The organism is Hymenobacter fodinae, assembly GCF_004745825.1.
GTDB classification, from domain to species: Bacteria; Bacteroidota; Bacteroidia; order Cytophagales; family Hymenobacteraceae; genus Hymenobacter; species Hymenobacter fodinae.
In genome coordinates, this window is the sequence record NZ_SRLA01000005.1 from 273,353 (window position 1) to 285,442 (window position 12,090).

Genomic DNA, 12,090 nt, shown 5'->3' on the forward strand with positions numbered 1-12,090 from the left:
TCAAGTTGGCCCGTATCTTGGGGGCCTATGAAAAAACTATTCTATATGGTGGGCTGCCTGCTGGTGCTGAGCAGTTCTCCGGTGATGGCGGTGGTAGGTGATCCGGCGGTGGTCGTGGTGCGCGTATCCGAACACGCAGGCGGAATATCCATCGCCATTTCAAAGGGTGCAGGTCCAGCCGAAATGGCCCGATTTGACAATGGTGACAATGATAAGTATCTGACCCGCGCTGCAGATGGGTACCAGAAGGTGATTGCAAACCTCTATGCCCAAGGCTATGTCTTACAAAGCACGGTGCAGGGCTATCAGGATCCGTCGATCAAGAGCTACAGCACACTTATCTTCATTAAGGCCCCAAAGCCATAACCCTTATGAAAAGACTATTCTATTTAATGGGTTGCTTACTGATATTAAGCAGCTCACCCATGATGGCGCAGGGTGATCAACCGAATGTGGTAGTAGTGCGCGCAATAGAGTCGAATCTGAATCTCATTATCATTACCGCTCGGGGTGGGGCAACACACGCGAGGGAAGAGCTCAAATTTGCTGGCAAGAATTACTCCGAGCAGGTGACGGCCAAATACCAACAGCTCATTGACTCCTATCTGCAGCAAGGCTTTGTGCTGCAGAGTATGACGAGCCAAGCATACGCCAACAGTACGTTCGTCTTCGTCAAGGCCCCGAAGCCGTAACCAAGCATAGGGGTGGCGCAGGTTCGAAGGTTGCGCTGAGGACTAAGCAACTATGTAGAGAAGAGTGCTGTTGTGCTGTATATTTGCCACTTAATCTTTTTATTAAACCATACATGTTCAACACCTTACGAGTAATTCGTTTACTACTTAGCTCTCTATTTTTCATCAGTCTGCTAACGGCGTGCGGCGAGGATGACGAAAAGCACACGGACCCCACTCCAAAGCATTACGAAGTGCAAGTGCGGTACACAGCGACGAACCTGATGCCCAACAAGCAGGACGTAGGCGCCACCATCAACGTACTCATTACCGATGCGAAGAAGGAAGCCGTGAAGAGTCGTTTGGAGGCCACGCTAACAGGCCGGGAGACTGATTCGGGCATAAATAGCGCTACGGAGCTGGTCCCCACCGATAATATCAAGGTGGACTTGAGCTTTACCAATGTGAGCTCCCAGGTGGAAGCCAAACAATTGCCTGACAATACGCAGGTAACGGTGGAGATCCTGCTCAACAACAACGTGGCCCGAACGATACGTTTGGATAAGTTTTCAACTGTGTCCAGCAACAAGGTGAGCGTTATGGAAGAGCTGAAAGTAAGCGACCTGTAAGCGCTGGCTTTCCAAAGGATGGTTGTCGAGGAACCCCTGGTCTTTTGCAAGACCAGGGGTTTTCTTTTATGCTCCCCGGTGGTGGGCCGGCACTATGGGGGTAAATGGTGGGCTGGCAGTGAGCATCAGCAGAGGGAATGCGGGGGTGTGGTGACGATGCAGATTGCCTCGGCCGGCGTTTCGACCAAGTGGTAGGGGGAGCCCAGCTACTGGGCCCGGAAGCGCTCCTTCCCTGCCGTGAGCTGGCGTTTGCTCGGGGGCTGGCTCGGGTCCTTCACCTCGATCAGGAAGGTGCGGCCGCGGTAGCCGACGAGCAGATTAAAGCAATTCTTGAGCTGGTGTACATGCAGGATAGAAGCACCAATGGCACGCAGCGCTTTCACGACTGCGGGCTGATTGGCATCGACTCGGGAAGCCGTGCGGAGTGTGGCCATGTTGCCTGTTATGGGACTGTTGTAGCCGAATGGTGGAGCTTACCGTACATGGGAGGACGCAGTACGGTTGAGCTATGGAAGCGGACCCTAGAGATGATCAGGACGCAAATGCCTGCTACTTCACGGTAGAAGAGTTGGCGGAGTGGGATAACTGGTGGCGCGGGTTGCCGGTCGAGGGCCGTCAGGCCTGGCTCAGGCGCCACCGGGAGCTGCGGCTACTCGTTCGGCTGGGCTTGGACCCGTCCAGGGAGCTAATTGACTACGGGCTCCACATGACGCCTGAGGATTTCCAGTCAGCGGCCGTTCGCCTACTGGATGGCATGACTACTCTAAAGCGTTGATCTGATGCCAGTCGGCACGCTGCTCTACCAGAGCTTTCAGGCGGGCTAAGTCCGGGGCGTAGCTTTCCACGAACAGCAGCTCCTCCACGGCCCCGACGAATACCGTATCGCCGAGGCGCCGATTTCATCCGGCGTCATGGGGCGAATCTCTCCGCTCTCGGTTGTGGTCATCAGGATTTCTCCGTCCTGGGCTTGCACGGTCGTGCGCCGATGCTGCTCGGGCATGCGCTCGATGTAGTGCAGCAGGCCAGCGCTGAGCGAGAGCGTGCCGAATGAACCGGTAGTACTTAGCAGCAACCGCATGTCCTCGTAGGTGGGCACGGTACCCTGCTGGCCGTGGTCGTCCGCCCGCAGCAGCTGGCTCAGGTAGAACAAGTGGTCTTCCAACTCGGCAATTCAGACGGCTACCTGCCCGGCTTGCAGCAGGTTCTGCTCGTAGGTGACCGTGTCCATACCAATGCCCTGGGGGGCCAGCCGCGCAGCACGATGGTGTGGCTGACGAACTTTAGATGAGGCGTGATGGCCCGTAAGCCCGTAATGAAACGCATGGCTTAAAAGGGAGAAGAGTCGAAGGAATCGGGAAGGCTGGGCGTGCCGAAGGGCGCGTCAGGGAAAAGATTTTCCAGTTCGTAGCTGGGACACTGTAAGGGCACGCGCTCGGCGTCGCCGACGTAGGCGAGCATATTCTTGCGCTCGGCCACGTAGCTGTAGAGGTCTTTGCCGAGGGCGGCGCAGGTGAAGACCGTGCGTTTGGCCGTGACGAGGTTTCCGTGCTCGTCCACGGCCGCTTCCTCGGTGGCGCGCACGAGGTGCTGGCAGTCGAAGCAGGCGTGGCGGTTCTTGGGGTTGCGCTTGCAGAACTGCTCGTGGCGCACCATGGACTGCTTGGTCAAGCGCTTGGCCGTACAATGCTCGCACTGGTAGACGGTGCGATTGAGAAGGATTTTCATGGGAGTATGGGCTTAGAAGGGGTCGTCCTGGGCGGCCTGGCGGGCCTTTTTGTTGTACTCCCGCACGAAGGTGTCGTGGTCGGGATAGGTGTGCAGGGGCACGGATGATTCGGTAAACTGCCTGGTGCGGCTGTTGAATTCGAGCAGCTTGTTGAGCATCAGCCCCGAGCCCCGCTTGTTGTAGTATTTGATGTGAGCCAAAAACTTCACGTAGACGAGGTTGCTCGGCGTGGACTCGGTCGCGTCGATGACGTTGGAGAAGCTGATGGAGAAGTCGGAGTTGTCGAGGATCTTCTCCGAGCCCCGCACGAAGGGGCGGGCGTCGCGGGTGTGGGCAGCGCACTGCTTAGTGGTGTGGCAGATCAGGGCGATGAAGATGTTGTAGCGCTTGACCAGCTTTTTCAATTCAAGCGTGTTGCGGCTGAACTTCTCGGTTTCCTCAACCTTCCCTCCAATTGCCGACAGCCCGTCGATGACCAGCGCATCCACCGAGCCGTAGAGGCAGATGGTGTTCTGAATGTCCTGCTCGTAGTCCTGGGTGATTTTGCCCCCGCGGCTGCACAGCACCGCTGGTCGCCGATGGGCGCGCTTGCTGCAGGAGCTGGCGGGTGAGCTCCTTGCTCTGGCGGGCCTGCTGCTGCAGGAAGCGGCTGGCAGGCACGTTCTCCTGCGGCGGAAAGAACATGTCGAGAAAGCGGTTCACGGCCTCGGGCTTGCCCATCACCATACTGGAGTAGATGAACCGGTGGGATGAACCGGTGGGAGTAGCCGAGTACGTTGGCCACGATCAGGTTCTGCACGAAGAAGCTCTTGCGGGTGCCGCCCGAGCCGATGAAAACCCCGAGCTTGCCCTTGAGGCTGCCCTCCTGGTCGGCGTCGATTTCCGGCAGCAGGCAGGTCATTGGCTCCGACTTCTGGGTGTAATAGTCCAGCCACTCCTCGGTCCAGTCGCCCCAGATTTCTACCTCGCCTTTCGAGTTGCCGTCGGTTAGCACGGAGGCGGCGGCCTGGGCTTTGTTGCGCTGGGTGCGGGTGAAGGCCGAGCGCACGATGCGTCGGATGTCCTCGTCGGGCAGGGGCCGCTCGCTGCCGCGGTTGATCAGATCGATCAGTTGCAGGATCTGGGTTTCGTAGAGGTCGGAGTGGTCGAACAGGTGGCAGGTCTGCTTGAAGAGGGTGTTGTCGCGGGATCCTTCCTGCGGCGGGGCGAAGAAGTCTCGGTCGATACCGCCCGTGGTGCCGGTACTGCCCTTGCCCGGGCGGTTGGCCCGGTCGAATGCCTGCGTGTCGAAGGTGCGGGCGTATTCCCACATGGCCTGCTGCTCGGGGCTCGGGGCCGCCACGATCAGCCGCCCCTCGGGCCGGTAGTCCGGGCGGGGCGCGTCGGCCTGGGCCAGGATGTCTTCCAGCGGCAGGGTCAGCAGCTCGGTGCTGGTGAGCCCCACCTTATAGCGGCCCTTCTTGTTGCGCGAGTTCAGGACCCAGAAAATGCGGTTGTTGTAGATGCTCAAATCCACGTCGGCGAACTCCTGGGCGGGCTTTTGAGCGCGGGCCTCGCGGGATTTCACCTGCAGCTGCTCTTGCGAGAGCTCGTAGCACTCGGCCAGCAGGCGGGCGGCCAGCACGTTGATCTGCGTGGGCAGCTGGGGCGAGGGGGCGGATCCGCCGAAGTGGCTCTGGTGCAGGCCGATGTGAAAGCCCTTGCTGCCGGAAAAGCAGATCAGCAGATTGGAGGGCGAGAGCTGGAAGCAGCGGTAGAGGCGCTGCACTAGATCGCGGGACGAGGCCAGTGAGCCGGGCAAATCACCCTGGCGGTCAATGTCGAAGTGCAGGTACTCGGCGTAGTAGCTGCCGGGAAAGCCGGCTACGCTGGTCTTGCCGGTTTGCGGGTCGCGGTTGACCTGCAGGTGCTCGTAGATCGTGTTGTCGAAGCCGAACATGGAGAGGTAGAACTACTCGTCGGTGGGCTCCCGGCGGATGTCGGATTTGGGCTGGACGGTGCCCCATACGTGGGGGCCGCCGAGGCAGACTTCGTAGTTCATGGCGGGGAGAGTTAGGCGGTGACGGGGACTTCGCGCTGCTGGCGGCGGCGCAGCCAGCTCTGGGCCGTGAGGTTGGCCGAATCGTGGTCGGTGAGCAGCTTGGGCTTGTTTTGCATGTCCAGCAGCACGCTGGTGACGGAGCCGGCCCCGTGCTTGTCGATCAGGGCCACGAGCTGAACTGGGGTCAGCGGCTCCTTCATGCGGAAGAGCTTAGGCAAGGGGTTGTTCTCCTCCCAAGCCAGGAACCGGTCCCAGACCGCGCGCTCGGCGTCGGTGAGCACGGCCAGGGGGACGTCCGGTCCGGCGGCGGGGCGGCCCTTCTTCTCATGCTTGCAAGGGGCAGGGTCCGCTGGTAGGTAGTTTCTTCGATGGGAGAAGCTCTAGCCAGCTCCTCTCCCACCATCTCCGCGGCAATACTACGCGTATCCCAAATGGCAATGTCGAGCTTCGTATATTCGGCTCTCCCTATTTCCATAACGACACCGAAGGCCCTGGCTACCCCAAGTAGTCAGGGCCTTTAGGTATCTGTCGCAGACACCCCCGCAGGTTGTCGCATTCAGCGACCCTCTCGGGCTGGCCCCTCGTCTATTTTTGCCTTGTACCCACTAACCCAACCCGCACATGGCAACTTCCATTTTTATCGACCTGCCCGTTAAGGAATTAAGCGCTTCTGTAGCATTCTTTAACCAGCTCGGCTTTCAGTTCAACGCGCAGATGACCGACGAACGAGGCACCTGTATGATCATCAGCGAAACCATCTACGTGATGCTGCTGGTAGAGCCGTTTTTTCAGACGTTCACGTCGAAGCCCTTGGTCAATGCTCACCAAGCCAACGAGGCCATCCTCTGCCTCTCGGTTGACAGTCGCACTGAGGTGGACCGCATTGCCGACGCGGCCCTGGCCGCCGGCGGAACATCCGTACCCCAGCAGCCGCAAAACGAAGCGGAGTTTATGTACGACCGCAACTTCCAGGACCTCGACGGCCACCTCTGGAATATCCTCTACATGGATCCCGCCTTCGCCGAACAGCCGGCCTCTGTTGAAGCCGCCGCACAGTAAGCAGTAGCACGATATCACCGTTAACACACAACTGCCCCGGCCTGAAGTAGGTCGGGGCAGTTCTGTAGTAGGCCAGTGGGCGGGGCTTTCCGGAGTTAGCGCACGAAAAAACCTTTCTCTTCCCACGCTTTTACATTCTGGGTGCGCACGAAGCGCGTTTCAATATGCCCCCAGGCATCTTGCTTGTACATCACCGTTTTGCCTTCCTCCCGCTTATGCAAAGCTTGGAGCTGATCGGCATGGGATAGTACGGGCACCGCTTCTTCGCTGGGCTTCCGGGGACGGGGACGTTTAACTGATGTAGACATATAATAGCTAACGTCAGGAGCCAGCAAATAAGTGCACTAACTATCTCCTACTCAGAAGCCCGTTACTCTCTGTTTGGTTTCCACGTCCGGCCAGGAGTTCGAGCAGCTGAAACGGCGGGCGCTGCGGTAGAACCATCTCATCATCAACATAATTGCCCCGACCTACTGCAGGCGGGGCGGTTTCCATGTTACGTGCGCCTTTACTTATGATGCCTTCTGCGTGATTGGTTACTTATCCTTTGTCACAAAACCGGGTAGCTAAGCCGAAAGGTTGAACCCGAACGACCATGGCTTCGTTTACTTAACATCCGTCCACTTCAGCTGCGGCATGAACAGCAACATAGATTTACGGGCATTGATCGGGAAAAATATCCCCAAGTAGGCTTTGTTCTTATCCGTGTAGTCCTTTGCGAATTTGAGCTTGTAGCTCAAGTCGATTCCTATTGTTTTCGTCCAATAGGTGGCAGCCTGCAACTGCACCGTTTTGATGGCAACCTCGTTGAGTAGTTCCGGTTGCGCCGTGCTTTGCTTGACGACCTCGATGAAGCCCGTGCAGTTGTGCTGCTGCGTAGTGACCTGGTACGTGCGCTGGTTGACTCTTATAAAGTCAAGTGGATTGCTGATGCCAAATCCCCGAAACATAATTCTTGCTCTAGGTATGAATGTCTAGGTGGTTAATGGCTATCTGAAACTCTCCTACCTCATAGTCATACGTGCGCTTATAGGCTTTATCCGGTAGCGTCGGGTCGAACAAGGGTTGCTTAGCATTGTTGTAGGAAGCCTTTAAGCTAAACCAAGTGCGGTAGCAATGCGACCAAATGGGCTTGGCTTGAATAGTATCATAAACGGCTAGACTTTCCTTATACTTTCGATAGGCATCTTGCCGGTAGCGCACTTGTAGGTATCTTTCTAAATTGGCCTGTAAGCTCTCTCTAATAAATGCATTTTCCTCCACCTGGTCCATCTCAGGCCAGTTGGGCGAAAGAATCTGTTTTATCTGCTGCTCGGCTAGTAGATAAGCTTTATAGGTGCCTTGAGCAAGGGGGCTATTGGCTTCAGCATCCGCTAAAATATCTTTATAGAAGCAATCTATCCAGGCTGCATTCCCTCGCATACCAGTAGTATTAAACGCGGTGCGTTTATTGATAAAATCTGTAATCAAAGCGCTTCAAGCAGCTTTCCAAGCAGTCTCATTGTTTGGCTCAGTGGGGCTTGCCCATTTCTTGCTGTTGCCAGTTTGCCCCGGGAATTGAACTGCGAACTGCCCCTCATTCTGAAAGCGCTTGGTGCGTACTTCACCGTGTAAACGGATCCGTTCTGCTTCCATATAACCAGATTTGTTCCAAGCAAAAATATCAGCATTGTTCCCCCGCACTTAGGTTTTTTTGACTTAGCCGCCGACGGACACTCTGTGCCTCAGCAGCCGCAAAACGAGATGGAGCTCATGTGTGACCGCAACTTTCAGGACATCGAAGGCCACCTCTGAAACAGTCCTTATATGGACCCGGACTTTCGAGCAGCCGACCTCCCCCGAAGTCGCCGCGCAGTAACAGAAGCGCGGTAGTCTCGCTACCACAACACAGCCCTGGTCTTTAGTAGGTCAGGGCTGTGTATTTTCTAGGCCACTAGGCCTCTTGCTTATACATCACCTTTCTGCCTTCCTCCTGCTTATGACTCATACCAGGTGTAAGGACACGACCCACATCCATTCATTACGGGCCCAGGCACTTGGATAAATTGAGTTAAGTAGGTTCTGAAAGGCAACCTGGGGGCTGTCATACCAGCGGAAGCATCCCTCTTGGTCGGGCTCTATCCCATACACCCGCCCCGCCTTCTCTTAGGAGCGGATACCTTCCGCTTAGGCTTCGACCTCGGTCAAGCTGCGCACTTGCTCCACCCACAGGTCCTCAATCACCAACATAAGCGTAGGGTCATCCTTGTACATGCAGCTCGTTGCCTGGTTTCCCGAATGGACAAGGCACATGGGGATAGCAGGGCCTGCGTGTACTGGTCTTCAAACACAGTTCCTGTTTCTACCAGACCTTGACACCGATACCGATCTGGCTGTTGCTGTAGGTTGGAGGCTAGCCGGCGGTGGTTTACGGTTTTTCGCGGTCCTAGACGGCAGTGAGCATAGCCGCATTAAAATTCTGTGCACGCAGCAAGATAGCTGTCAGGCGCGTACGACGCCACCACCAGAAGGCCCATATCGTGGCGCGGGCCTGCAACGCGTTTTGTTCCGCTGATTCGCCCAACTGGCTATTGCTCTACTCATGTTGCTACGCATATTTGCACAAATACCAATTCTGATGGCAACTTTGCGGAACAACTCCCATATATGGTAGTTATATCCCCCTTTCCGCTCTTCTCCTCTCTCTATGCCACAACTTGCAGGCCTGCCCCTGTACTTTGAGAATCCCACCGGGCGCTTGTACGAACACCCCGATGGCTACGCCATCCTTACATACAACCGCGCCCCTCGCCAGCTGGCCACCTTCCAAGCCTTTCTGCAGCATTTAGAAAACCTGCTTAAGCGCCACGGCTGGAACAAAATCCTGGCCGACCATCGGCAGATGACACCCTTCACTCAGGAAGAGCAAACCTTTCTGCACGAGCACTGGCTGCTGCTTTCCCACACCGTACAAAAGGGTATGTTCTCAGCCGTGCTGATTCCTGATGAGCCGCTCGCGCAGTTACCGGCCGAGCAGCAGACGCCGCACCCCATGCGCGTGGGTGAACTGACCTACCACTTGTTTACGCAGGTTGAGCCGGCCACCGCCTGGCTACGCTCCCTCTAGCCGCGCGCTCCCAGCAATGCCTTTTCTCCGTGCGCCCGTCCAAGCTGTACCATAAAACCTTATGACTAGCCACCATGCACACCCGGATGGATATGCACTGTTTCGCTACCGCCCTGGGCCGCGTAGTATACAGAACGTGTAACACATCCTGATGCACATGAGCAGGTTGCTCAAACAGCGCGGCTGGGCGAGGTTTCTGAGTGACCTGCGCTAGCTCTCGCCCTTCACGGACGAAGAACGGGCCTTGATTCTGCAGCACTGGCAGGGTCACCAGCTAACTGAAGGCTCAGTCCGGCACGCTTCCTTTGAGGACGAAACCGCGGCCGCCCAGCTCTGACAGGCTACCCTATTAGAAGTGCTACCTATTGATTACAAGGCAGCTCCACTTGGCTGTGAGCTACCCACATAGCCATGCGTGCCCGCCACATCTTCTATCTGCTGTTACTATCAGACCCAGGCGCCGGCGGCACTGCCTCAGCCGAGCCAGATATGTCCTGCATCGCCCCTAGGCCAGCTAGCTATGTGCCAGATTGTGGCTACAACGGCCGTGCGTACACTAATAGTCGAGAGGCCGACAATCCGGAGTACACTCAATTACCCCTGGACAGCGTAAATATTCAATTACCCTGCATTGAATAGGAAATAGCCCTATCCATGGAGCACAGGGCTTATTTGTTAATAATAGTTGCGTGCCACGCGGCTAGCATTCTTCCTCCGCCGGCCCAGACCATCGATGAATCCGGTCTAAAAATCAATGTTATTCTGGCCGTGCTCCTGCTCGGCGCTACGTAAATTCTGAATGGTCACTTTATAGTCTTGGTCGATGGCCTTCTTGTACGCAGACGTGCCGGCTTCATACAGGTTGGCGTAATAATCCTTGTGCTCCGTGCCCGTGGCTAGGCCACTATATTAATCTCCCCAGCGACCAAAGCTTGGGGTGAGTAGGATTAATGTCGGTCGCATCCGCTGAGCCAAAGCTGCCGAGTAGCAGCATAGATAAAGTGAGATTACGCACAACACTTTTCATAGAAATACAGAATAGATGTAGGATCGAGCCCCAAAGTGCCTAAATGCTCGGCGCCCTTAAAGAGCACTTTTGCGGTATTTGTGACCATGAGGAGCCTCCGGGTCTACGGTAGCACTTCGTGATAGCGCCACAGGATGCTCGCAGTGGGATACGCTGCCTAGGTCGGCAACCTATGTCACAATTTGAAGCAAATAGGACTTGAGCATGACCACTCCTACAGCCTAGCTTGTGGGCATCCATTCACTCTATTTCTTTCATTCGTATGAAATCGATCTTTCGTGTTCTCGCTGCCTCAACTCTGTTGCTGAGCACCACTCAGGCCGTACAGGGTGCCCCCCACACCGTAGCAACCCAGCAGGCCGCTACTTTCTCCTTTGCTCTCACTTATGAGCAGGGCATGGCTGACGGAGCGGATGAGGAAGCCTACTACGCCTCGGTATATGGTCGCGGCACCCAAGAATATCAGGATGCCATCGATGCCGCCATTGACCGCGCCGCCTACAATGCCCGCCACTCGGAAGAACCCATCTACTGGCGCGGCTACGTGAACGGCCTGCAGTACTAAGCTGACACGCTTTCGCTTTACTTCAAGCCCCTCCATTATATGGAGGGGCTTTTTGCATGGATAACTACCACCCATAGCGTTTTACTACCCTAGGTTATCCTAATAGCCCCCTTGGTATGCCTATCCTTTTTTTACCAGCACACACCTACGCCCACACCGACGGCCGCTCCCCACTAAGCCGACATTCATTGGGACCGCGGCGACGCTGTTACTGACGACCTCTCGCCTACATGCCAGCATGAGCCAGAGGTATCTACCCAAGTACTGGAAAGGCGAACGGGTAAAGTCCACTCAAATAGTCTACCTAAAGATCAATAACTAGTTGGCCGAGTTCGAGCGCACGGCCGGCTAGATGCTGTAGCAGGAAAACACAGAACTCACGCCCGAACAACTGTGGCACCTGCTCAAGCCCAACCTGAAACATAGCAAAGCCACCAAGGGTCTGGCTGTGCCCATCGAAGTACCCACCGTTCCCTAACTCCTGACCGACATGTGCTGACCGAAAAACCTTCTGGGCCCGCCTAGCCGTTGCAGCCTGAGCACGCTGACCGTACCCCCCTCGACTTCCAACCCGATGCCAATGGCTGCCGCCTGCTGGAATAATTCTACTCTGGATGGTGATAGCGCGGCCTGTTAATAGGTAGAAGATGCTGAGCCGAAAGCTGTGAACCTTAAAATATCTGCCTCATGTGTGCCTTGGTCGCACTAATTGAAAGCCAGTGTTCGTGCGCATTTACGTTGATGTTCCAACGCCAATTAAAGTGTTGTACTAAGCCATCTACACTGTTTTAGATCGAACATCTTTCTGCATCAATCTTACAGTCCCGAGCCAAGCAATTCGCGACTGCACTACTTTAAAATACTATCATGTTCTCATCATGTTGAACATATATGTTTGTACATTATTGCCTGTACCCTATCTGCCCTCTGCTCTGCTTAGACCCTTAATAACCAGTAAGTCTTGCTAAACAGAGACCTTATTGCCAACTAGATATCCCCCGCTTGTTGGAATACCTCCCCTGCCAGCGCTGTGCGCAGGGATATTAGCACGTATTCTGTAGGCCCAACACCCCCCCTCTCTTATGACGCAGCACTTGCGCTACCTCGGCCCAACAACGGGCCAGTTTCGCACGGGCGACGTGTACCTTATGCTGTTAGCCATTGACCAAGAACGAATCCTGCTCAGTGAGCCATGGGGAACCTCGTACTCCTATACGAGCTTGGCGCACCTACTCCAATTCTGGGCACCAGCAATTCCTCATATAC

The 12,090-nt window shown here is 55.8% G+C and carries 16 protein-coding genes; 7 read left to right on the forward strand and 9 right to left on the reverse strand.

Annotation, left to right across the window (positions count from 1 at the left end; all coding sequences use genetic code 11):
* Positions 1-27 precede the first annotated feature (27 nt).
* The 3 genes from EU556_RS21535 to EU556_RS21545 all read left to right on the forward strand — a co-directional run bounded on the left by EU556_RS21535 (position 28) and on the right by EU556_RS21545 (position 1,300).
* The gene (locus tag EU556_RS21535) at positions 28-366 is read left to right on the forward strand and encodes a hypothetical protein (RefSeq protein ID WP_135436237.1); all 339 of its coding nucleotides are present in this window, start codon (positions 28-30) and stop codon (positions 364-366) included.
* A gap of 5 nt (positions 367-371) precedes the next feature.
* Positions 372-692: a hypothetical protein gene (locus EU556_RS21540; RefSeq protein WP_135436238.1), complete on the forward strand. Its 321-nt coding sequence runs from the start codon at positions 372-374 to the stop codon at positions 690-692.
* 113 nt (positions 693-805) lie between these two features.
* Positions 806-1,300, forward strand: a complete 495-nt coding sequence (locus EU556_RS21545) for a hypothetical protein (protein WP_135436239.1) — start codon at positions 806-808, stop codon at positions 1,298-1,300.
* A gap of 206 nt (positions 1,301-1,506) precedes the next feature.
* Here EU556_RS21545 and EU556_RS21550 read toward each other — a convergent pair whose 3' ends face one another.
* On the reverse strand, positions 1,507-1,734 hold the full coding sequence (locus EU556_RS21550) for a hypothetical protein (RefSeq protein ID WP_135436240.1): 228 nt from the start codon (positions 1,732-1,734) through the stop codon (positions 1,507-1,509).
* 74 nt (positions 1,735-1,808) lie between these two features.
* Here EU556_RS21550 and EU556_RS21555 point away from each other — a divergent pair, with 74 nt between their 5' ends.
* The gene (locus EU556_RS21555; RefSeq protein WP_135436241.1) at positions 1,809-2,075 is read left to right on the forward strand and encodes a hypothetical protein; all 267 of its coding nucleotides are present in this window, start codon (positions 1,809-1,811) and stop codon (positions 2,073-2,075) included.
* A 45-nt stretch (positions 2,076-2,120) separates the two neighbouring features.
* On the opposite strand, the gene EU556_RS21560 is transcribed toward EU556_RS21555, so the two are convergent.
* From EU556_RS21560 to EU556_RS21575, 5 genes are all read right to left on the reverse strand, one after another.
* The gene (locus EU556_RS21560; protein WP_135436242.1) at positions 2,121-2,462 is read right to left on the reverse strand and encodes a hypothetical protein; all 342 of its coding nucleotides are present in this window, start codon (positions 2,460-2,462) and stop codon (positions 2,121-2,123) included.
* A gap of 164 nt (positions 2,463-2,626) precedes the next feature.
* Positions 2,627-2,968 (reverse strand): hypothetical protein, encoded by a 342-nt coding sequence (locus EU556_RS21565; protein WP_167855656.1) that lies wholly within the window; start codon positions 2,966-2,968, stop codon positions 2,627-2,629.
* Between the two features lie 69 nt (positions 2,969-3,037).
* Positions 3,038-3,430 (reverse strand): P-loop NTPase family protein, encoded by a 393-nt coding sequence (locus EU556_RS26175; RefSeq protein WP_167855675.1) that lies wholly within the window; start codon positions 3,428-3,430, stop codon positions 3,038-3,040.
* Positions 3,427-4,965, reverse strand: coding sequence for a primase alpha helix C-terminal domain-containing protein (locus EU556_RS21570; protein ID WP_135436244.1), 1,539 nt, complete (start codon positions 4,963-4,965; stop codon positions 3,427-3,429). Before EU556_RS21570 ends, EU556_RS26175 begins: the two co-directional genes overlap by 4 nt.
* 113 nt (positions 4,966-5,078) lie before the next feature.
* The gene (locus tag EU556_RS21575; RefSeq protein WP_167855676.1) at positions 5,079-5,285 is read right to left on the reverse strand and encodes a hypothetical protein; all 207 of its coding nucleotides are present in this window, start codon (positions 5,283-5,285) and stop codon (positions 5,079-5,081) included.
* Positions 5,286-5,688: 403 nt separating this feature from the next.
* Here EU556_RS21575 and EU556_RS21580 point away from each other — a divergent pair, with 403 nt between their 5' ends.
* A complete protein-coding gene (locus EU556_RS21580) occupies positions 5,689-6,126 on the forward strand; it encodes a VOC family protein (protein ID WP_135436246.1) in 438 nt (145 codons plus the stop codon).
* Positions 6,127-6,221: 95 nt separating this feature from the next.
* On the opposite strand, the gene EU556_RS21585 is transcribed toward EU556_RS21580, so the two are convergent.
* The 3 genes from EU556_RS21585 to EU556_RS21595 form a co-directional block, all read right to left on the reverse strand.
* Positions 6,222-6,434 carry a hypothetical protein gene (locus EU556_RS21585; protein WP_135436247.1) on the reverse strand — a complete coding sequence of 71 codons (213 nt, stop codon included), beginning with the start codon at positions 6,432-6,434 and terminating at the stop codon, positions 6,222-6,224.
* Between the two features lie 297 nt (positions 6,435-6,731).
* Positions 6,732-7,076, reverse strand: coding sequence for a hypothetical protein (locus EU556_RS21590; RefSeq protein WP_135436248.1), 345 nt, complete (start codon positions 7,074-7,076; stop codon positions 6,732-6,734).
* Between the two features lie 10 nt (positions 7,077-7,086).
* Complete coding sequence (locus tag EU556_RS21595; protein ID WP_135436249.1) at positions 7,087-7,596, reverse strand: hypothetical protein; 510 nt, start codon at positions 7,594-7,596, stop codon at positions 7,087-7,089.
* A 1,216-nt stretch (positions 7,597-8,812) separates the two neighbouring features.
* Here EU556_RS21595 and EU556_RS21600 point away from each other — a divergent pair.
* Both EU556_RS21600 and EU556_RS21605 read left to right on the forward strand, forming a co-directional pair.
* Positions 8,813-9,232 (forward strand): hypothetical protein, encoded by a 420-nt coding sequence (locus EU556_RS21600; RefSeq protein WP_135436250.1) that lies wholly within the window; start codon positions 8,813-8,815, stop codon positions 9,230-9,232.
* 1,289 nt (positions 9,233-10,521) lie between these two features.
* Positions 10,522-10,824 carry a hypothetical protein gene (locus EU556_RS21605; protein ID WP_135436251.1) on the forward strand — a complete coding sequence of 101 codons (303 nt, stop codon included), beginning with the start codon at positions 10,522-10,524 and terminating at the stop codon, positions 10,822-10,824.
* Positions 10,825-12,090 lie beyond the last annotated feature (1,266 nt).

Excerpts from the sequence above, each read along its gene's own strand:
- EU556_RS21535 (WP_135436237.1), top strand. The coding sequence starts at position 28 with ATGAAAAAACTATTCTATATGGTGGGCTGCCTGCTGGTGCTGAGCAGT.
- EU556_RS21540 (WP_135436238.1), top strand. The coding sequence starts at position 372 with ATGAAAAGACTATTCTATTTAATGGGTTGCTTACTGATATTAAGCAGC.
- EU556_RS21545 (WP_135436239.1), top strand. The coding sequence starts at position 806 with ATGTTCAACACCTTACGAGTAATTCGTTTACTACTTAGCTCTCTATTT.
- EU556_RS21550 (WP_135436240.1), bottom strand. The coding sequence starts at position 1,734 with ATGGCCACACTCCGCACGGCTTCCCGAGTCGATGCCAATCAGCCCGCA.
- EU556_RS21555 (WP_135436241.1), top strand. The coding sequence starts at position 1,809 with ATGGAAGCGGACCCTAGAGATGATCAGGACGCAAATGCCTGCTACTTC.
- EU556_RS21570 (WP_135436244.1), bottom strand. The coding sequence starts at position 4,965 with ATGTTCGGCTTCGACAACACGATCTACGAGCACCTGCAGGTCAACCGC.
- EU556_RS21580 (WP_135436246.1), top strand. The coding sequence starts at position 5,689 with ATGGCAACTTCCATTTTTATCGACCTGCCCGTTAAGGAATTAAGCGCT.
- EU556_RS21585 (WP_135436247.1), bottom strand. The coding sequence starts at position 6,434 with ATGTCTACATCAGTTAAACGTCCCCGTCCCCGGAAGCCCAGCGAAGAA.
- EU556_RS21590 (WP_135436248.1), bottom strand. The coding sequence starts at position 7,076 with ATGTTTCGGGGATTTGGCATCAGCAATCCACTTGACTTTATAAGAGTC.
- EU556_RS21600 (WP_135436250.1), top strand. The coding sequence starts at position 8,813 with ATGCCACAACTTGCAGGCCTGCCCCTGTACTTTGAGAATCCCACCGGG.
- EU556_RS21605 (WP_135436251.1), top strand. The coding sequence starts at position 10,522 with ATGAAATCGATCTTTCGTGTTCTCGCTGCCTCAACTCTGTTGCTGAGC.